At 70.6% G+C, this 20007-nt stretch carries 14 protein-coding genes; 3 read left to right on the top strand and 11 right to left on the bottom strand.

Going from position 1 to position 20007, the window contains the following annotated elements; genetic code table 11:
- Positions 1–8 precede the first annotated feature (8 nt).
- The 10 genes from ABD808_RS20390 to ABD808_RS20345 form a co-directional block, all read right to left on the bottom strand.
- The gene (locus ABD808_RS20390; RefSeq protein WP_344898979.1) at positions 9–464 is read right to left on the bottom strand and encodes a YbaB/EbfC family nucleoid-associated protein; all 456 of its coding nucleotides are present in this window, start codon (positions 462–464) and stop codon (positions 9–11) included.
- A 500-nt stretch (positions 465–964) separates the two neighbouring features.
- Positions 965–2179: a hypothetical protein gene (locus ABD808_RS20385; protein WP_344898977.1), complete on the bottom strand. Its 1215-nt coding sequence runs from the start codon at positions 2177–2179 to the stop codon at positions 965–967.
- A gap of 276 nt (positions 2180–2455) precedes the next feature.
- A complete protein-coding gene (locus ABD808_RS20380; RefSeq protein WP_344898975.1) occupies positions 2456–3907 on the bottom strand; it encodes a hypothetical protein in 1452 nt (483 codons plus the stop codon).
- 42 nt (positions 3908–3949) lie between these two features.
- The gene (locus ABD808_RS20375; RefSeq protein WP_344898973.1) at positions 3950–4231 is read right to left on the bottom strand and encodes a hypothetical protein; all 282 of its coding nucleotides are present in this window, start codon (positions 4229–4231) and stop codon (positions 3950–3952) included.
- Positions 4232–4242: 11 nt separating this feature from the next.
- Positions 4243–4620, bottom strand: coding sequence for a hypothetical protein (locus ABD808_RS20370; protein WP_344898971.1), 378 nt, complete (start codon positions 4618–4620; stop codon positions 4243–4245).
- 34 nt (positions 4621–4654) lie between these two features.
- Entirely contained in the window at positions 4655–5458 is an 804-nt protein-coding gene (locus ABD808_RS20365) for a hypothetical protein (protein ID WP_344898969.1), read from the bottom strand.
- Between the two features lie 45 nt (positions 5459–5503).
- Entirely contained in the window at positions 5504–6328 is an 825-nt protein-coding gene (locus ABD808_RS20360) for a hypothetical protein (protein ID WP_344898967.1), read from the bottom strand.
- 33 nt (positions 6329–6361) lie between these two features.
- Positions 6362–15370: an ADP-ribosyltransferase gene (locus ABD808_RS20355; RefSeq protein ID WP_344898965.1), complete on the bottom strand. Its 9009-nt coding sequence runs from the start codon at positions 15368–15370 to the stop codon at positions 6362–6364.
- 8 nt (positions 15371–15378) lie between these two features.
- Positions 15379–15681, bottom strand: coding sequence for a WXG100 family type VII secretion target (locus ABD808_RS20350; RefSeq protein ID WP_344898963.1), 303 nt, complete (start codon positions 15679–15681; stop codon positions 15379–15381).
- Complete coding sequence (locus tag ABD808_RS20345; protein WP_344898961.1) at positions 15678–16079, bottom strand: YbaB/EbfC family nucleoid-associated protein; 402 nt, start codon at positions 16077–16079, stop codon at positions 15678–15680. The genes ABD808_RS20350 and ABD808_RS20345 overlap by 4 nt, the downstream gene beginning before the upstream one ends.
- A 253-nt stretch (positions 16080–16332) precedes the next feature.
- On the opposite strand from ABD808_RS20345, the gene ABD808_RS20340 reads away from it, so the two are divergent.
- Together ABD808_RS20340 and ABD808_RS20335 are read left to right on the top strand one after the other, a co-directional pair.
- Positions 16333–16608, top strand: coding sequence for a hypothetical protein (locus tag ABD808_RS20340; RefSeq protein WP_344898959.1), 276 nt, complete (start codon positions 16333–16335; stop codon positions 16606–16608).
- A 310-nt stretch (positions 16609–16918) separates the two neighbouring features.
- Positions 16919–18481 (top strand): nucleotide-binding protein, encoded by a 1563-nt coding sequence (locus ABD808_RS20335; RefSeq protein WP_344898957.1) that lies wholly within the window; start codon positions 16919–16921, stop codon positions 18479–18481.
- Between the two features lie 40 nt (positions 18482–18521).
- Here the strand turns inward: ABD808_RS20335 and ABD808_RS20330 are convergent, their stop codons facing one another.
- Positions 18522–19331, bottom strand: coding sequence for a hypothetical protein (locus ABD808_RS20330; RefSeq protein WP_344898955.1), 810 nt, complete (start codon positions 19329–19331; stop codon positions 18522–18524).
- Positions 19332–19514: 183 nt separating this feature from the next.
- On the opposite strand from ABD808_RS20330, the gene ABD808_RS20325 reads away from it, so the two are divergent.
- On the top strand, positions 19515–19946 hold the full coding sequence (locus ABD808_RS20325) for a hypothetical protein (RefSeq protein ID WP_344898953.1): 432 nt from the start codon (positions 19515–19517) through the stop codon (positions 19944–19946).
- Positions 19947–20007: the final 61 nt, after the last annotated feature.

Below are 20007 nucleotides of genomic sequence, written 5' to 3'. Positions count from 1 at the left end.
TGGAGGCGTCAGCGAGGCGGTTCCTGGCCGGTGATCCCGAGGTTGCGTCTGAGCTGATCGATCATCGTCTGGGTGTCCCTGCCGGCCTTCTCGAACATGCCCTGGACCTCCCCGAGCGTCGCCTTCATGTTCTCCTTGTCCTTCAGCGCGTCGAGGGGATTGCCCGCGTCTCCGTACTCGAACGCGGCGAGTTCCTCGACCTGCCGATCGAGATCGTGCCGAGCGGCCGTGATGGTGCTTCTGATGGCGCTCGACAGCTCCTCGGCCGGCATGCGCATGGCCCGCGGATCAATGCGCAGTTCCGCGACGGGGTCGGTGGCGCTGCTCGTGACCTTGATGCGCCCTTCGGTCGATTCGGCGTGCCCGGTGAGGTGGGCGGTCTGCTCTCTGATCGCCGTCATTTTTGTCACTCGCCGTTGTGCGTCCTCGAGAACCTTGTCGATGTCGAAGTCAGGGCCGAACATGCTGGGACTCCAAATATGTCGGGGCGGTAGGCGTTGGTGCTCGGAGCACGATCAGAGCGGGACGATTCCCGGCATCCTACCCACACCCCTGTCCACTGATTGTGCGGAAGAAAACCGATGCCTCGCAGAGGGAGGGCGCGGTAGCCCGAACTCCCATGTGAAGACCGGATTCTCGCGGACAATTCGCCTTTTCTCCGTGGTTAGTTCAGAATCCTGCGGCGGGTCGCAGTCGTTGTTGAAACTGACGTGGTACTCGCGCAGGCGGTTCCATCATCGGCCGCATGTTCGGCCAGGGGGCGGCGCGGGGTGCCGAGACTTACGGAGCGGTGCTCGCGCGCGTCCGCCGTCAGGGCTGTGAGGTGCCGGACGAAGCCAGCGGCGTTCGGGTTCGACTCCGCGTCCCATAGATGCGCGAGCAGCTCACCTCGGCGGACGACGGGCAGGTGGACGACCGCCTGCCGCGTGATTCGTGCAGTAGACGTGGGTGAGCCGGTTGGGGCTCACATGGGGGGCGGGACGAGGATTCGGTGGAGGCGGAGTGTGCGTTTGGCCAGTTCGTAGGTGGTGGCGTCGACCGGGGGGGCCTGGAAGTTGTTGTTTCTGATGTGCTGGAGGAGGTCGGGTTCGGGAGCGATGTTGTGGTGTTCCAGGTGGTGGGCGACGCCGCCGAGCCAGATCCAGGTGCCGTCGGTCTGGTAGGTGTCGGGGACGTTCTGGGGCTTATCGGGGGAGAAACCGTCCACGTACTGTCGGCGGCTGTCGTACACGACGGTGCCCTCGTGCAGGTAGCGGAGCGCCGCGTCGCGCTCCTGCGGGCTGAGGGCGGGGCGTGTCAGGACGTCGTTTCTGCCCGGGACCGGGTTGTTGACCAGTGGCAGCGACTGTTCGTAGGTGTCGGCTTGCTCGCGTAGCGCGGCCTGGGTCGGCGCGTGCTGCACGGTCGCGTCCGGGGGGACGGCGCCTGAGTCACGGTCGGCGGGCATGGCACGGCACTGTGCGAGGACGTCGGACGGAGAGACGCCGCGCGCGTGCAACTCGCGCAGGCGTTGTATCCAGGTCGCTGCGGCGGCGCTGCCGAGGGCGGCGGTGTCGATGCGGCGCTCGAACTGGGCGGCGGTGCCGCCCTGCCACAGGTAGCCCAGGGTGAGGTCGTCCTTGACGACCGGCAGGTACTGGACGGGCCCGTCGGTGGTCAGGTCGTAGCCGGGCGGGAGTTCGAAGTGCAGCGGCCCCCAGCCCTGCGACCGGTCCATCGGGGTGCCGTCGGGAAGCTTGCCGTGGAAGAGGGAGTCCAGGAGGGAGGGTTCGGCGTCGGGGTCGGCCAGCCGGGTCAGTGCCTCGCTGCTGTCCGCGGTCTCTTCGCGAGCGTCGGCGGGGACGCCCCCGCCTTCCGGGTCCTCGGGGCGGCCGATCCACTGCCGGACCGCCTCGCGGGCGGGAAGGCCCTGCGTGTACGCCTCCCGTAGCCGCCGGATCCAGACGAACGGGGCGTCGAACGCCTGCCGCGTGAACTCCCGGCGCCGGATGAACCCGGCGGACTCGTCGTCCACGCCCGCCCAGAGGTAGCCGACATGAAGCCCGTTCAACATCACCGGCAGAATGATGATGGGTGTGCGGGTCCGGTATGCGTAGGTCGGCGGTTCCTCGAACCGGGGCACGGGCGGCAGCGGAACCCCACCGGGGCCCTGCGGGGTGTTCGGTGGGAAGTCATTCATGTCGGCACCTCATCGTTGGGATGAGCCGGTGATGGTCGTGACCGCGGCGGAGCGAACGTCGTCGGCGACGTCCGGCACCTCGGCGGGGGGCTGGTTCATCGGGTCGCTGCTCCTCTCCTCGTCGCGCAAGTCTATTGTTCCCGCAGGCTCTGGGCGGGAGTGAGCCGTGCGCGCGGCCAGCCGGGATGTGCTCGTCCGCGCGGGGGGAGACGGCGAGGCCGCGCCGCCATTCCCGGGCGTCGTGGGGCCAGCCGGACGGGTTCTCTTTCGCCATCCTTACTCCTCGATGTCCCAGGGGTCGCGCAGGGGGAGGGGCGTGCCGCCGGGGCCGCTGATCTCGACGATGTCACCGGCTTCGAGGTGGTCCATGATCGAGTGTTCGAGGTAGTAGCCCTGGCCGTGTTCGTCGGGGAGCCGTTTCGGTCCGCGCTCTCCCTTGCGGTAGACGGTTCTGGAGTCCAATTCGGCGAGGGTCGCCTCAAGGGGGCGTAGCAGCCGGTAGACGAGATACGGGGTGTCTTCCGGGTATCCGTGCATCTGCCTTCTCTCGAAGGGGGTGCCGATGCTGAACAGCGTGTTCTCTCCGGCGTAGGTGTCCAGTTCCGTGCCTGCGGGCAGGGTCGCGGTCTCGGCCGGTGCGGGTGGTGGAATGGTGGCTTCGGGGAGCGATCGCCGGACGTACCATTCGAAGATCTGGTGTGTACTGACGAAGTCGCCCTGGGCCGGGACCGGTCCGGGATGGACGACGAAGTAGCCGCCCGGCCTGTTCTCCAGCGGCGACAACGCGAAGTAGCGGCGTCCCCGGGTGGCGGATCCCTGTGGTCGTTCGGCGGCGATCGAACGGCGAATCTGATGGATTCCGTTCCGCGCCTGGGTGTTGAACTTCCAGGCATGAACGTTCTTTTTGCGGATGATGGTTTCGTTCAGCACACCCGCGCCCGCCAGCACCGAGGAGTTCACCTCGGTGCCCGCCTCGGCGATCACGGCACCGGCCGCGACCGCGACGGCGGCCGAGGGGTCGGTGAACGCCTGCCGCTCGACGCACGCGCCATCCTCCATGCGGACCGCCAGCCACGCGGGCGGTAGGTGGACGACGGACCAGCATCCGTCTGCCAGGCTGCCCAGCAGGAACCGGGCCGCGTGTTCCGCGGGCAGGAGGTCCAGCAGTTTGTCGCGGGCCGTGGGGAACAGTACGTCCAGGCCATCGGGCAGGGCGGCCCGCAGGTCTGTTTCCGACTGGGATGTGAACGTGGCCGCGTCGAAATGGTCCGCCGCCTCCTGGACGGCCGCCAGCCTCGCCATCCACGCGGGGATCCGGTGCGGCTCCTGCGGGAACATCCGCAACTCTTCCGCCGCGGCGGCCGGGGGGACCTCGTCCATGAACGTGATCTCGTCCACGCTCTTGAACCGGACGTTCCATTGCGGGGCGTCACCGTCCGCAGGTGTGGTCGTGCCAGGCTGGAACTGAACGTTCAGGTTCATCTCCAGCCACGTCCCGTCGCCTTCCCCGTACATCCGCGATCGAAGTTCGCGCGCGATCGGGAAAATTCCACTGAGCGGGAGCAGTGACTCCGTGCGCTTGGACACGGAAGGGATGGCGGCCTGCTCGTACGACGTGCCCACGGCGAAGAAGGCGAACTTCATGGACTCCCGGCCGGCGGGCGCCAAATGGAAGAGCATGGAAGCGATCTCGTTCAGATACACATCCTGCTCAGCGGTGTCCAGCACCGTTCTCACCTCCCGTTCTCAGTATTCGTTCACCCGCTGTGGTCAGTCGCCCTGCGATTCGCGTCGCTCACGATAGATGCGCGATTCGTCCGCCTCGGATATCCGGGCGAGGGCGCCGGAATCGAGCATGGCCGCGAGTGGGCGCGGGAGAAGGCATCCCTGGCCGCGAGGCGACGGTTCCCGCAGGAAACGCGAAACGCGGTCGCCGACCAGATCGTGAAGTACCTGGCGTCCCCGGACGAACGTCCAGGCACTCTCCGGGAAGAGCCGCCCGACGAATTCGAACCCGTCCTGCGGAAGCTCTGGAGGCGCTTCGAGGCCCATGAAGCGTTCTGTCACTGACGTGCCAGCCCCCGTAGCGCGCGGAGGCCGGGCAGTTTCCGCTCTGGTGCGTCGCCGCCGATGATTCCCGACAGCCTGTCCTGCGGTGCGAGCGCGCACCGGCGCAGCGCCTCCAGCGACGGGACGCCCTCGCGGTGGGCGTCGCACAGCCGCATCTTCCACAACCCGGCCGCGACCTCCCCCGCGACCCCCGCGGGCTCGCGGTTCACATAACCGGCGGCCAGGCCGTCCAGGGACGCCCACAGATAGCCCACGACCGCCCCTTGGACGGTGACGGGCAGATACCGGACGGGCGCGGCGGTCTCCTGCGGGAGAAGGCGGCGCGGGCGTCCCCGGAGGAGCGCCCGCATCCCACGGGGCAGGCTGCTCACTCATCATGCGGACGCTCGGTGTGGAGAGGACATCTCAGGACGAGGCCGCCGTGATCGTCTCCGTGGCCCGGCGGCGCGCGTCCTCGTCCACCTCGGGAATCTCGAACCCGTTGCCCCGGGCGAAACCCACCAGACCGGCCTCGGGCGCGACACCGTGGACGCGCAGGTAGTACGCGACCGCGCCCGGCCAGATCCACGCACCGTCGGTGTGGTAGGTCATCGGCACCTCGGCGCGCCGACCCGGGTCCAGGACGTCGGTGTCATAACCCCTGGCCGCCAGGACGATCGGGGCGCGTTCCAGATACCGCAGCAGCGCCTCCCTCTCCTGCTCGGGAACCGAGGGACGTCGCACGACCGGCGCCCCCGACGGGTCGACGGAGTCGAACACGCGCGCGATCAGCATCTTCACGGGCGCGGGGTCCGGGGTGCCCGCCAGCCCGCGCTCGCGCAACGCCTCGTCGAACAGCGGGTTCGTCCGTGCGCTCAGCGAACGGATCAACGCCCGTTCCTCGGCGCTCAACCGCCGACGCCCGTCCTCCGACGCGGCCTGTTCAAGACCACGCATCGTCTCGTAGAGCGCCGCGACCGCGCCGTCCCCCAGACCCTTGTGAGCCCGGAACAACTCCACCGCCTCGACGAACTCCGCGAACGACAGTTCGTCGATGTCGGCGCTCTTGTTGAGGTCCAGTTCGCCGATATATCGCATGGCCCGTACGAACGCGCCGGTGCGGGGGTCGGCCGCCACACAGTCCAACCCGCCGCCGGGAACCTTCACCAAGACCACCGGCCGTTCGTCGTACACGAAGTACCGCGGATAGGTCTTCCTTACCAGCTGCACAGCGGGACTCCCATGATGATCCGTGATGGACGGCCGAACCTGGCGCTATTCGCGTGCGAGGCGGTCCAACTCGTCGAGCCCGGTGGCCTGGTGCTCCTGCGCGTCGGCGGCGATGCCACCGGCGAGCGGGTCCTCGGGTGTTCCGCGCAACCGCCGTACCGCGTCGGCGGCGGGCACGCCCGCGCCGAAGGCGTCCGCCAACCGCGCCTCCCACAGTCCCGCCGCGATCTCGCCGTCGCGGTCCGCGCGTGCCCGCCGGAGGTAGGAGGCCGCATCCTCCGACACCGACGCCCACACGTAGCCGAGGACCGTCCCACCGCGCGTCACTGGATAGGACAACACGGGCGTCGCCGTCCGCGTCGCGTACGACGGCGGCCGAACACTCACCAGCGGACCCCAACCCGCCGAGCGGTCCACCGGTGTCCCGTCCGGATACAGACCGTCCTGAATCAGCGGCCCGGACGACACCGGGGTGCCAGGGTTCGCCAACTCGTGCAGAGCGGCAAGACTCGGTACGCGCCGCTCTCGCGTACCCGGCGGGACCGCGCCGCCGACCGGGTCCTCGGGCGCACCGACCCAGCCCCGAATCGCGTCCAAAGCGGGAGTTCCACGGTCATGGAAGGTGTCCAGGCGCCGTCCCCAGACAGAAGTGGCATCCGCGCCCGCCGCCCGGGCCGCGATGGACCGGATGAAACCGGCCGCCTTCACGTTGGATTCTGCGGCCCACAAGTACCCGAGCAGCTCACCACGACGAACGACGGGCAGGTAGAAGACCGCCTGCCGCGTGAACTGTTCATAGGACGGCTTCGGCGGCCGGATCCCGCCCTCGATGGGCGGGGCCTGCGGAAGATCCGGAAACCCGTCACTCATGACGTGTGCGCCTCTCCCTCGTCATTCTGTCTCTCACGTAGCGGCCCTGGGCGGGATGACGTCCGCCTCGACGGAGAAGACCGGCTGGGTTCCGTTCCACCCGGTTTGGGTGACGCTCCTGATGTAGTACCTGGTGCCGCGCGGGAGGACGAGTTCGCGCTGGTCAGGATATGCGCTGCTGCGCCCCATCCACACCCCGTGGGCACCCTCGGGAAGGTTGAGGTGCAACTGGTAGTTGAAGCCTTCCCCGTCGACTTCCGTCGTCCCCGATCCTAGCGAGGTCGACATGTAGCCCGGCTCGTTCTGCACGGTCCCGACGAGGAGTAGCGGATTCCGTCCGGCCAGGGGCCCACCGTCCGAGGCCAGCATGAAGTTCACGTCGTGCAGACCGCGCATCGTCTGGACGGGTTCGGGCAGCGGCTGATGCAGGGCTTGGTCGAGCTCGTCGATCCGCCGCCAGAAGGCGTCCGGAGTAGGTTCCGCACCGAGATAGCGCCGTAGGAACTCGCGCTGCTGGTGGCTCCCCCACATCTCCTGGAGACGGGCCTCCGGGTTCGGCTGTGTGACGACGTGCTGGATCAGCTGCCGTTGGTAGTCGGTGAGGTCCGGCCGGTTCCAGATCTGCATCAGCTGGTCCCGGTGAACCGGCATCATCCCGCCGTTCAGGTGCGCGAGATGCTGAACGTAGTTCTGCTCCGTGTACAGATGGGTCAGATACCGTGCCACGTCGGCGCCCGGCCGCAGATGCGGGTTCGGCATCGACTGCACGGTGTACCAGTGCAGGGCCTGCTGCAAGTGGTGCGGCAGGTTGTGGTAGGTCTGCGCCAGCCGGTTCTCGCCGTACCGCTCACCCTGCTCGTCGGTGTCGAACCGGCGATACCCGTCCTCGTCGACGTGGCCCTCGCGCCGGAACCAGTCGCGCAGTCCCCGAGCCTCGGCGTCGCCACCGGGCCTCTCCTGGTCCGGGCCGCGATGCTCCTCCCTGCCCGGGGGACGGCCGTCCTGCCCGGCCATGGAGGTGGTGCCGTCGGGATTGAAGGTCTGCCACGTGCCGTTCGGCGGCCAGGTGGGGCGGAGCACCCCGTCCGGCCCGGTCTGGCCGGACGTGGCGAAGGTGTTGCCGTTGCTGTCGGTCCACGCCAGCCCGTGCGGGGCGGTGACCGGCACGCCGAGCCGCTGGGCCAGCTGCGCGGCGAAGTCGCCGTCGCCGGTCCGGCACGCTAGCAGCAGGACCTCGCGGCCGTCCCAGGTCGGGTCGTTGCGGATCAGGTGCGCGAGGTCGTCGACGTTCAGCCGGCGCCCGCCGCCGAGCCGCAACCCTTCCGCGTCGGCGTGCCCGTCGACCGTGTACCGCTGCGGGTCCGCCGGGACGCGCCGGGCGAGATCTCGCATCGCGGGATCGTCAGGGTCGTGGAATGACCGGCCGGCGGGAGTCGCCTCACTGTCCCGGAAGGCGTCGTGCAGGTGCGGCGGCAGGCCCTCCGGGATGTTCTCCGGAGTGTCGGCCTCCTCGTCCCGGACGGGGCCCTGCTCGTCGTCGTGGGTCTGCTGGTCGTGGGGTTGTTCGTCGTGAGGTTGTTCGGTGCGGGTCTGCTCGTCGGTGGGGGCATGGTCGTCGCCGTCGTCGCGCGTGGAGCGCAGTTCCGGCGGCAGCGCCTCGTCCAGTGCCGCGTCGAACCGCTCGTTGAGACGGCGGTTGATCACCTCGCGGACGGCCTCTTCCTCCGGTGTGAGCGGAGCGTCGCGCTCACCACGCGCCGCCCGTTCCTCGGCGACGTTGGGCATGTCGCGCGACACCTCGTACAGCGAGTGCTCGTAGTCGGCGACGTTGTCGAACGAGCGGAGGTGAAGCCGAAGCTCGCCGATGTGCCCGTTCGGCATCCGGACCGTCATCCGAATGTCGCGGTAGCCGCTCGGCTGCGGGCTGCGCAGCCGGTCCTTGATCGACACGACCTCGACGCCGTGCCGCCGCGCGACCTCCACGACCTGGTCGAGCGCCCGGTAGAGGTCCGAGACGCTGTCGAACTGGACCTTGCCGCCGAGCAGGTCGTTGAGCGCCGAGGCGTCCCCGTCGTTCTCATTGATGATCTTGTCGAGGGCGCGGACCCGGTCCTTCGGTCCCGGACGCATCTTGGCGTCGGCGGGCTCGTTCGCCAGGTCGTCCAGGACCTGCCGGAGTGTGCCGGTGCCCTCGGCGGCCTGCCGGTACAGATCGTTCAGGTACCGGTTGACGAGTTCGTTGTCCTTCGCGAGCGGCTGACCCCCGGCCTGCTCCCGCTCGGCGTTCAGGGCGTCGTCGTCGAATCCCGGCTGTTTCGGCGACTTACCGGGGCCGATCTCGTCGATGGCCCGGTCGCTGATGTCGATCTGCCAGTCCTCGAACGGGGTCGGCGTGGGCTGTATCTCGCCCTCGTCCAGGATCGCGTCGGCGCCGCGCTCGTTCACCTCCCGGACCGCGTCCTCCAGGATGTGGACGGCCTCCGGCTGGGACAGCAGGCTGTGCAGCGTCCTCGGCCGCGCCAGCAGGGAGTGCCGGAGCGAGTCCTCGGCCGGTGTCAGCGGTGGCGGGCCGTTGCCCTCGATGATCCGCGCGAGGTGGGGATGGTTCGGCAGCCGGTTCCGCAGGTCGTCGTCCAGTAGATCGCCGAGCCGGTTCCCCCGCTCGTCGACGACCGTCGCGCGTGACTCCTCCACCAGTTGCCGGATCTGCTCGTTCTCATGGATCCGGCGCATGAGTTCGGGATCCGCCGTCCGTGGCGCCTGGCCATCACCCTCGGCCGTTCTCGGGACGGCATGTCCCGGCGGTGGGACGGACGCGTCCTGCAACCTGCTGTCGGTGCCAGCCCGGCCATCGGTCGGCGGTGTGGACTCGTCGCCCGATCGCGGGGCGGGCGACTCCGTCGTCGTCCTCGGCGTCGGCGTGCCCGCGTCCGCTGCTCCGCCGGGCGTGGGGCTGGGGTCGCCGGGCGTGGGATTGCCGGGTGTTGGGCTGGGGTTGCCGGGCGTGGGGCTGGGGTTGCCGGGCGTGGGGTGGGTTGCGGTCGGTGTGCCCGAGGTCGGTGTGGCTGGGTTCGAGTTGCCTGGGGTTGAGGGGCTGGGTGCGGATGCGGTGCCCTGCTGGGATTCCTCGTACCAGCCGTAGCGGGCGGGGGCGTCCGACCGAGGTGTTGCCGGGCTGTCCGTGGCCTCACCAGGTGAACGCGGGGTTTCCCCCGAGTCCTCCGTGCCGCTCCGCCTGAAACGCGGCGAACCCTCGCCCTCGTGCCGAGGCTCGTCCGCGTCGCGCGGTTGGGTGTTGTCCGAGCGCTGTCCGGTGTCGTCGGAACGGGGTTGGCCATCGCTCGACCGTGGCTGCGATTCGCCCGGACGGCCGTTCTCCGGCGTCGGACCCCCGCCCGGGTCGGACGGTGGTGCGGTGCGGAAGCGCGGCGTCGGGCCCGAGTTGGACGAGCCCGGGTCGGACGGGCCGGAGTTCGGTGTCGCACCTGGGAGCGGCGCAGGGCCGGGGTTCGGTGGCGAGCCTGGGCCCGGGTTTGATGGCGATCCTGGGAGGGGTGAGGGGCCGGGGTTGGGTGGTGGGCCCGCGTATGCCGGGTTGCCGGTCGGTGGTGTGGCCGACGCGCCGCCCGGGGTGACCGGGCCCGGGTCGGGGGCGCCCGGCGGGATCACGTTGGCGCGGATCTCGACGATCGGGTTGCCGGCGCTGTCACGGGCGTTGGTGTCCACGCTCGTGATCTGGTAGCGGGTGCCGCGCGGAAGGATCAGCTCGCGCTGCTCCCCATAGTGGCTGTTGCGGCCCATCCAGACCCCGTCCGACCCCTCCGGAAGGTCCATATGGATCCGGTAGCTGAACGGGTCGCCGTCGACCACGGCGGGCTCGCGCCCGAGGGACGTCGACATGAAGCCCGGCTCCGTCTGGATCGACCCGACCAGCATCTGCGCGTCACGCGGGCCGAGCGCGGTGCCGTCGGGGAGCCGCATGAAGTTCACATCGTGCAGGCCGCGTTCGGTCTGCACCGGCTCCGGCAGAGGTTGGTTCAGCGCGTGGTCGAGTTCGTTGATCCGCCGGTTGAACGCGTCCACGGACGGCGTCTCACCGAAGTAGCCATGGAGGAAGGAGTGGTACCCCGCGTTCTCATGGAGTTGCTGAAGCCGGATGTCCGGATTGGCGGCGGACAGCACATGGTCGACCAGTGCGCGTTGGTCGGGCGTGAGATTCGGGTTGGCCGACCAGGCGCGCAGAGTGTCGACCGTGGGCAGCGAGTGGCCGCCGTTCATGTTGGTCAGGCCCCGAGCCGTATTGGACTCGCCCTGCAACTGGTTCAGGAATCCGGGCAGGTCGGTGTTCGGCCGCAGGAAAGCGTTCGGCATCGACTGCACCGTGTACTGGTACAGCGCGTTCTGTTGGTCCGGCGGCAGGTTGTGGAACTGGTCCCCGAGCTGGTTGTCGCCGTACCACTGGCCCTCGTCGTCGCTGGTGAAGCGGCGCACCGGGTCGGGCGCGACCTCGCTGCCGTCGCGGTCGTGGATCGTCCAGCCGGACGACTCGGGGTTGCCGTGCGCGTCGAGGTCAACAGCGGCGGTCGGAGCCGTGACGCGGACCCCGAGCTCCCGGGCGACGTCGGCCGCGAAGCGTCCGTCCCCGCTGTCGTTGGACAGCAGGAGCAGGTCGCGGCCGTTCCAGTTCGGGTCGCTGCGGACCAGCGCCGCGAGGTCCGCGGCACTCATCCGCTGGTCCCCGACGATCACTCCGTCGCGGTCGCCATGCGCGTCGAGGACGAACCTGCCCGCCGGGTCGGGTTGCACCATGCCCGCGGTTCCCCGCGCGAGCGGCTCGTCCGGCCCGTAGAGGGCCCGTCCGGCCGGGGTCTCGGTGCTGTTGTGCCAGGCGTCGTGGAGTGAGCCGGGCAGCCCCTCCGGTGTGTTCTGACGTCCCGGTTGCCCGTCGGAGCCGTCGTTCGGCTGCCCTTCACCGTCCGTGCGCGGCTGCCCGTCGTCGTTGCGTCCGGCGCCTTCATCATCACGACCGCGACCGTCATCCGCCCGAGTCTGACCATCATCCGTACGCGGCTGACCCGCGTCGTCTGTCCGCGGCTGACCCGCGTCGTCTGTCCGCGGCTGGCCTGTCTCGTCCGTACGCGGCTGGCCAGTGTCCTCAGTGCGAGTTTGACCGTCGTCCGTACGCGGTTGGCCCGTGTCGTCCGTGCGAGTTTGACCGTCGTCTGTGCGCGGTTGGGTCGTCTCGTCCGTGCGTGGTTGGCCCGTGTCGTCCGTGCGTGTCTGACCATCGTCTGTGCGTGGCTGGCTGTTGTTTTCGGACGACGGGTTTTCGTCGGTGCGTCCTGGGCCTTCGTCCGTGCGGGGCTGGCCGTTGTCCGTGCCGGGCTGGTTCTCCTTGGGGTGGGACGGGGATGAGTTCCCATTCCCGTTGGCCGGGGGGCTCGGGTTCGGGTTCGGCGCGTTCGTGGCGTTGGCGCCGAGGTGGCGGTCCATGACCTGGCCGATGGCCTGGGCGAGGGCGCGGGGGTTGTCGGAGAGGCGGTACTCGGTGAACGCCTCCGCCATCATCTCGTGCGGGTCGCCCGATCCGTACTCGGAAAGGGCGTTCTCCACGCGCTGCTGCGTGGCCGGGTCGTGCGGCTGGGTCGCGTCGTACGGGACGCCGAGCGCGTTGGACACGGCCTGGTTCAGGTCCGCGAGCATCTGCGTGTTGTTGAGGAGCTGCTCGCCGAGATGGTGGCCGAACTCGTGGGTGAAGACGCCCTCGGTGGACCCGCCACCGGGAACGGTGAAGCCGGTCGACTCTTCGTCGGCGCCGTCCTGGGACCGCTGCGTGTTGTCCGAGAAAGCGTCGTCGTTGATGTAGATCCCCGGGCTGTTGGACTCGGGGGTCGCGTAGGCGAGGACGTCGTCGTTGCCCGGTCCGAGCGACTGGTTGAAGTCCTCGGAGCCGATGTGGTCCAAGCCCCGCATCGTGCTCGGATAGTCAGCGGCGAGCTGTTGGATCGCGTTGTTGATCTCGGCGACGGCGGCCGGGTCGAGCGGGTTGGACGTGAAGTCCACGGTGGGGGCGTCGTTGCCGAACTGGGCGAGGGCGTCCCGCGTCTGCTGCTCGGCGTCGGCGAGTTCCTGTGCCTTGTCGGCCGCGTCGTCGGCGGAAGTGCTGCTGTCCGGCGGGGTGCTGTCGTCCGCCGGAGTGCTGCCGTCCGCTTCCTTCTTGTGCGGCGCGTCCTCGTTCGGTTGGGCCGTGTCCTCGTGGGGTGGGGCCTGCTCGTTGCGGACGACCCCTTGCTCGTTCACGTTCTCGATCGGGGGCGGTTTCGGCTGTGCCCCCGGGTCCGAGGGCTCGTACGGTTGGGACTCCTGCCTCGGCTGAGGAGATTCCAGCTCGGGGCCGTCCGCCGCGCCCGAACGTTCCGGTGAGCGCGCCGAGGACGGCGACGATGATGCGGGCGTTCGTCCCGGACCGGCGTTGGACGGCGTTGCGGCGCCGCCCCCTGCGGAAGGCATTCCGGCCCGGCCACCGCCTCCGCCCATCATGCCCATCGGCATGATCGGCATGGCCGTGAAGTTGCCGGGTTGCCCGCCGGAGCCGTCCGAAGGCTGGGCCATGGCGTCCTGCGGTTCCGCGTGCTCGTCAGGGCTGAGCGGATCCGAGTTGGAGGCAGTACTCGTTTCCCCGCCATCGGGCGCGGGCTCATCACCCGGTGTGGTGTCGCCCCCGGTGTCGGGTGTCGTGGAGCCACCCTCGTCCGGCGTGCCTGAACCACCCTCGGACGTTGTCGAGTCACCGCTGGACGCGTTCGAGTCGCCGCCAGAGGTGGTCGAGTCGCCGCCGGACGTGGTCGACGATGTGTCGCCGGGTGTGGACGTGCCTCTGCTCGCCGCCTCGGGGGAACCCGCATCGCCGCTGGAGGACGGCGTGGCGGGCGAGGAAGTGCTGTCAGTGGAGCTTGAGCCACCATCTCCCGGGGTGCCCGACTCCGGGGAGGACGTGGACGTTCCGTCGCCCGGTGTGGAAGTGCCCGTGCTGGGGGTGGTGCCGCCGGTTGGAGCGGACGTTCCGTCTCCGGGGGTGGACGCGCCCTCATGCGGTGTGGAGGTGCTGTCGCTCGGGTTGGACGTGCCCTCGTGAGGGGTGGGGGTCCCTTCGCTGGGCGTGGTGCCGTCGCCCCGGGTGGAGGTGCCGTCGCTCGGAGCGGACGCTTCGTTGTGCGGCGTGGACGTGCCGTCGCCGGGGGTGGTCCCGTCACCTGGCGTGGAGGCGCCCTCGTGCGTTGTGGACGTGCCGTCGCCCGGAGACGAGGTGCCGTCGGCTCGGGAGGGACCGCCGCCTTGCGCGGAGGACCCGCCACGGGTGCCGGGGCCGCCGCCCGCGCCAGCACTGCCGCCGCCACCCGAGGACGAGCCGCCAGAGGAGGACGACGAGCCGCCGGAAGAGGACGAGCCGCCGGACGACGAGGAACCGCCTGAAGACGACGAGCCGCCTGAAGAGGATGAGCCGCCGGACGACGAACCGCCGCCGGAGGATGACGAGCCACCTGTGGAGCCGCCGGAGGATGAGCCGCCGCCTGATGCGGAGGCGCCGCCGGAGGGGGCCGCGCCGCCGCCCACGGGGGCTCCGCCACCGCCCATGGGGGACATGCCGCCTGGGGCCGCGCCGCCGCCGGACGGGGCGCCGCCGCCCATCGAGCCGCCACCGGAGGGTGAGCCGCCGCCGCCGAACGCGGCCGGGTTGCCGCCGAGGCCGCCGCCAGAACCTCCGCCGGAGCCGCCGCCGGAACCGCCCGAGGCTCCGCCGCCTCCGCCGCCGTCGGGGGCCGCGGAAGCCAGGGACGCTCCGCCGCCACCACCGTCGTTGCCGCCGCCGCCCAGCAGTGTCGCGATGCGGTTCCCGCCACCGCCGCCGCCACCGTCGTTGCCACCGCCGCCGGAGGCGGAGCCTCCGCCCCCGCCTCCGTGGCTGCCGCCGCCACCGCCGCCGCTCCCGCCGCCGCCGTCATTGCCGCCGCCACCATCATTGCCACCGCCGGACGGCGAAGGCGAAGGTGACGGGGAGGGCGACGGGTTCGGGTCGGAGCCCGGAGAGGGAGGTGACGGTGGAGCCGGTGGGTCGCCGCCGGGGAGGGACGAGCGGTACTCGTTGAGGCCGTCCTTGCCGCCGCCGACGGCGCCGCCGAACGCGCCGGACGTGGCGCCCTTGGCGATGGAGTCCCAGGTCAGGGGGTCGCCGTGGATCGCGGCGGTGGCGACCGTGCCGGCCACGCCGCTGATCGCCTCGGACGCGCCGTCGCGGGCCATGCCCTTGGCCATGCTGCCGAGCGCGGTGTCGGCGGCGTCGCCCACGCCGGGGATCTTGCCGATTCCGTGGCCGATGCCGCCGGAGATGGCGCCGCCGATCGCGCCGTCGAGGGTGGCCGAGCCGGTCTTCTTCCAGTCGACGCCGTCGCGGTTGCCCTGCGCGATCTGGACGCCCTGGACGAGCAGGTCGAGCCCGCCGCCCTCCAACGCGCCGACGATGGCGCCCTTCAGCACGGCGCCGAGGAACCGCTGGCTCAGCCACTCCAGCAACCGCTGGAAGATGGTTCTGGACGCCACCTGCGCCCCGGCCTCGACGGCCGGGATGCCCGCGGTGGACGCGCCGAACGTCGCGAAGGCAGCCGCGATCAGGTAGGCGATCTCGATCGCCGTGACGATCAGCAGCGCGATGAACATGTACTTCGCGTACTCGATGTCGAGCGCGCCGCCGTCCATCGTCTCGCCGAGCTTGCCGCACGACTCGGCGAGTTTCGGCAGGATCTCGGGGTCGGTGGAGACCCACTTCTCCCAGTTCTTGCCGAACTCCTCCGCCGCGCCGCTGTCGAGCGCGCCCTTGACGTTGGAGGCCGTGCCGTTGAGGTCCTCGATCAGTTCGTTGATCTCGGTCGCGGCGGTCCGCCACGCCTCGGCGCAGCGGCGCATCGCCGTCTCGTCGCCCTCTGGCCAGTCGGATCCGATGATCCAGGACAGCCACTGGACCGGTTCTGGGATTTCAAGACCCACGGGTCAGCTCACTTCAGCCTTGAGGAGTCCTCGGCCTTTTTGTAGGACTTGGCCATCTGGTCCACGCCCTTCTTGATGCCGTCGAGACCGTCCTTGAGCTTGGGGAACGACTCCAGCACGCTGTCACTCGGCTCCTTGTAGCCCTCGGCGAACGTCTGGCCCGTCTCGTCCGAGCCCCAGCACGGGCCCTCGGTGTTGAGCGCGTTGCTCAGCCGGTCGTAGATCTTCTGCATCTGGGTGGCGCCGGTGTGGAAGCCCTCGCCCGCACGTTTCAGTTCGTCGGTGTTGACTTCGAGGTAGTCATAGGTCATCGCGGCAGGATCCCGAGTCGTTGGCGGATGGCGTCGATGTCGTCAGGACGTTCCGGCAGCAGCTTGCCGATGTCGAAACCGGCGTCGGCCGCTCCCTCGGGCGCGAGATCACGCATGGCGGCGCGCATCTGGTCGGTGACCTGCGACTGAGCGTCCTTGGAAGCTTCCAGGATGGCTTCGGCGAGCTGCTCCGAGCCGAGCTTGCGCTGTACGCGCGGATCCAGTTCGAGGGAGGTCAGCCGGCCCTGTCGGTCGACCTTGACCCGTACCATTCCGTCGGCGGCCTCGGCCTCGGCCTCGATCGCCTCCAGCTTGGACTGCATGTCAGCGATCTGTCGACGCTTCTCCTGGTAGGTCTGTAGGAGTTCGTCGATGTGTGCCTGCCATTCAGCGCGCACGGGTACCCCTCTGTTCGTCGGGAGCTTTGAGAGCCCGCGACCGCGCACGATCACAGGAACACAGAGATTGATCATTTATAGGGCTTATCTGGATCCTTATGCAACCTGCCGCGGAATGTCCAGGACGCCTGGGGAACACCGGTGTCCTTATGGAACACTGCGGAGACCGTGCGGTGCGCCGCGCGGACCGAGTCGAGCACCAGTGAAGGGCGGGCCAGCGATGCGCAGGAGGCCGAATATCTGTGACGCCTGCGTGCGGTTGCAGAAGCGGTCCAACCCGGAGTCCGAGACGTCGCTCGATCGCTGGATCCCCTATTGCGACGCGTTCCCGGAGAGGGTGCCGAACGAGATCTACCGCGCGGGATTCGATCACCGGAACCCGTTCGAGGGCGACCATGGCATCCGGTTCGAGTTGCGTCCCGGAGGAGAGCGGGCGCTCGCTTCGTACGAGACGTGGATCGCCCGGAAGGAGAGCCGGCGGCAGGACGCGGAGGACTCGCGGAGCGCGGGGCCGGGTCAGGGCGGCTGACCCCGCCTGCCCCGGGCGCCGGTCGCTCGGACGTGGCGCCCACCGCCGTGCCGGGGTGGGGGGCATGGTGGCTCCGGAGGTTTTCGCTGGCTTGGCGAGACGGGGCTGAGAACAGACTAACTGGGGACTCGGTCGCTTTGGGATTGGACGCCACGATCAACCTATTGGTTCGGTGAGATTCTGGTTTGGCGGTACTCCTACGATTGTGGGAGGACGGTGCGCGCGGTCTTCGGACGTACCGCGGATGTGTCCGGCGGCGTCCGTGCGGCGCGGCCGGGTCTCGTAGGCTGACCGGTGAGAGGGGAGGCAGGTGACTGACTCCAGCTGGCAGCACGCGGTGCTCCGCGAGCTCGGCGTCTCACGACGCGGGCTCCAGTTGCTCGACGGCGTGCCGGGCAGCCCGGTGCACGGATCCTGGGGGGCCGAGGCGCCGCCGCGTCCGGCGCCCGAGCAGCAGCCCGTCGCCATGCCCGTCCCGCGTCCCGCCGCGGAAGCGCCGACCGCCGCGCCGGAAGTGCCCCCGTTCGCCCCGTCCGCAGAGGCCTCCCCGTCCGCGCCCCAACAGCAGATGCCGCTGCTTCCGGAAGCGCAGCCGGTGCCCCCGCAGCCGCCCGAGCCCGCCCCGCAGCCACCCGCTCCGCAGCCGCCCGTCCAGCCGACGCGACCGCCCGCGCCGCCCCCACAACCACAACCGCAGCCGCAGCCGCCCGCGCCGTCTCCGCAGGTGGCGGCTCAGCCGGGGGCTCCGAGGCAGGGGGCGGACGCTCCCGGTGAGGGGCAACAACCGGAGCCGCTCGTGAGCTCCGACTTCGACTGGGAGTCGGCGGTCAATCCCGTGCTCGGCGCCGCGTCGGCGCCCGGTGACGCGTCCCAGCCGGGGGACGGAAGCGAGCGCGCCGAGACGGCCGCGGGGCCCGTGGCGCCGTCGCCCGTCCAGCCCGCGGCTCCCGGCCAGCACGGTGAGCAGGGGCCGCCACCGCCGGACGACCTCGTCCGCCGGAACCAGCACGGCGACCCCCTCGGACGGCGCGTCCGGCGCGGTGTCCGCAACGCGATGGGCGGCGGTGCGCGGGAGGCCAGGGAGCTGGCCGCGTTCGTCGACCTGATGCGGCGGCCGGTGCCGAGTGCCCGCCAGATCGCCATCGCGAGCGTGCGCGGCGGCGCGGGCAAGACGACGATGGCCGCGCTGGTCGCGACCGAGTTGGCCCGGCACCGTCCCGACCGGGTGCTCGCCGCGGACGCCGACGCCGAACTGGGATCGCTGCCGTTGCGTCTCGGCGTCCGGCCGCACCTTTCGCTGTTCGACCTGGCGGCGCAGAACCCGAACACCTTCCAGGAAGCGGAGTCGTTCCTGACGCGCACGCGCGAGGGCCTGTACGTGCTGTCGTCCACGCGCGGCGGACGCATCGCCGGAGAGTTCGCGCTGGAGACGTTCCAGACCGCCCTCAGCTCCCTCAGCCGTTATGTCGCCGCGACGGTCATCGACTGCGGCGCGGGCATCCTCACCGAGGTGAACCGGGGTGTCGTCGCCGGTTCGCACGGCCTGGTGCTCGTCACGCCGGGCACGGTCGACGGCGCGCTCAGCGCCCGTGGCGCCCTGGAGTGGTACGCCGCCAACGACCAGCGGGACCTGCTGGGACGCACGGTGATCACGATGGTCTCGCACGCGCCCCAGGTGGGCGCCGACCTCCAGCGGGCGCACCAGATGCTGACCGCGTGGGGCCTGCCCGTGGTGTTCGTGCCGTACGACCGGCACCTGGCCACCGGCGGTTCGATGGACATGTCGAAGGTCTCCGCCGCCGCCCGCACCGCCGTGACGCGCGTCGTGCACGAGGTGTTCGCGCGGTCGCTGGGCGGCGGCGGGCACCGCTGACCCTCGTCCCTGGCACCCCGGCGGGTCGGGCGGGCGGCGGTCAGTCCGTCCAGACGAGGGTGTTGGTGACCTCGACGCCGAGTTCGCCCGCGGTGGTGAAGACGCGGCCGGTGCGGCCGCCGGTGTCGTTGCCCGTCGTCCAGTACGACTGGGCGTAGATCACGTTGGCGCCCTGCGTCCAGGACCGCGTCCAGTAGGCGGGGTCGGAGCGGGGCTGCGGGAGGCCGCTCGCGTCGGACGGGGTGAGCAGCAGCGGCCAGCCCTTGGTGTTGGTGAGGCGGCTGATACCGCTCGCCGCGGTCGAGCTGGAGAACCGCGCGATCGACACCGACGTGATGATCCGCTTGGCGGGGTCGGCGTAGACGGCGGAGTACATGTTCCCGACGCAGGGGCTGGAGCGCAGCGCGGTGCGCAGCTTGGAGTTGGCGCGGCTGACGCAGTCCGAGGTGCGGGTCCCCGCGCGGGTGAAGGTGTTGCCCTTCGCCGTCCGGATCGTTGGGCCGAGGACGGACGACGGGTCCGACCCGCCGCTGGACTCCGTGGGACTCGGGTCCGGGGTGCTGGGCCGTTCCGTGGCGGTCGGCGGCGAGTAGGCCGACTCCGTGGGCCGCGCCGACGTCGTGCGGGGGTCGTCGCCGTCATCGTCGCCCAGGATGACGAACGCGCCGATGCCGACCACGGCGAGCAGCGCCACCGCGCCGAAGATCAGCACCAGGACGATCGCGCCCCCGCCGCCGCGCGGCGGCGGGGGAGTGGGGAAGCCCGGGCCTCCCGGCAGCGGCGGTCCCGGCGGGGGCGGCGGAAAACCCGGACCGGCCGGGGGCCCGCCGGGCCATTGGGGGGAGTTCATGGACGCTCCGTGCTGGGGTCCCTGCGGGAACGCGGTTTCGGATCGGTCCAGGGTAGCGGTCGTTAGTTCGGACTATGGCGGTTGATGGTAGGGATGTCGGGGGATGGGCGTATCCGCGGACGCGCGGCGGCGCCCCCCGGATGTCTCATAGGGTTGCGGTGGAGAGGGGAGGCAGGTGACTCGATGAGCAGTGATCTGGTGGCGCTCGCGCGCCGCCGTCCAGATGTGCACGCCGTGGCCGACGGCATGATCGCGATGGGTGAGCCGCTGGAGCTGCGCGGCGGGGAACCCGAGCCGACCCTGGTGTACGACGCCGAGGGCCGGTTGCTCGTGGCGATCGAGGACGCCGTGCAGGTACCGGTGCAGAGCGAGATCCGGCGGCTGCTCGGCTCCGACTTCGCCGACCGGGTGACCGCCCCCGTGTGGTGGGTGGACGTGCGCGCCGTCGCCGACGTGCCGGACGCGCTGCGCGTCGCCCGCAAGTTCGCCGACTCGCTGGTCCGCTGGGCGGGCGGGACGGTCTACCCGGACGGGTCGAGCGAGGCCCCGGCGCGCAGCTGGCGAGCGTCCGACCAGGACAGCGCCGCCTACCACGGCGGAGTCATCGGCGGCTGACCCCCTGGACGGCTGACCCTCGTGGGGTGGCAGGTCCGGGTCAGGGCTGGCCCCGCGCACG

It is taken from the genome of Actinomadura meridiana (genome assembly GCF_039537545.1).
In the GTDB taxonomy this organism is placed as follows: Bacteria; Actinomycetota; Actinomycetes; order Streptosporangiales; family Streptosporangiaceae; genus Spirillospora; species Spirillospora meridiana.
The sequence above is the reverse complement of the archived record's forward strand: the minus strand, read 5'-3'. Positions and strand labels throughout refer to the sequence as shown.

Excerpts from the sequence above, each read along its gene's own strand:
- ABD808_RS20390 (WP_344898979.1), bottom strand. The coding sequence starts at position 464 with ATGTTCGGCCCTGACTTCGACATCGACAAGGTTCTCGAGGACGCACAA.
- ABD808_RS20385 (WP_344898977.1), bottom strand. The coding sequence starts at position 2,179 with ATGAATGACTTCCCACCGAACACCCCGCAGGGCCCCGGTGGGGTTCCG.
- ABD808_RS20375 (WP_344898973.1), bottom strand. The coding sequence starts at position 4,231 with ATGGGCCTCGAAGCGCCTCCAGAGCTTCCGCAGGACGGGTTCGAATTC.
- ABD808_RS20360 (WP_344898967.1), bottom strand. The coding sequence starts at position 6,328 with ATGAGTGACGGGTTTCCGGATCTTCCGCAGGCCCCGCCCATCGAGGGC.
- ABD808_RS20350 (WP_344898963.1), bottom strand. The coding sequence starts at position 15,681 with ATGACCTATGACTACCTCGAAGTCAACACCGACGAACTGAAACGTGCG.
- ABD808_RS20330 (WP_344898955.1), bottom strand. The coding sequence starts at position 19,331 with ATGAACTCCCCCCAATGGCCCGGCGGGCCCCCGGCCGGTCCGGGTTTT.
- ABD808_RS20325 (WP_344898953.1), top strand. The coding sequence starts at position 19,515 with ATGAGCAGTGATCTGGTGGCGCTCGCGCGCCGCCGTCCAGATGTGCAC.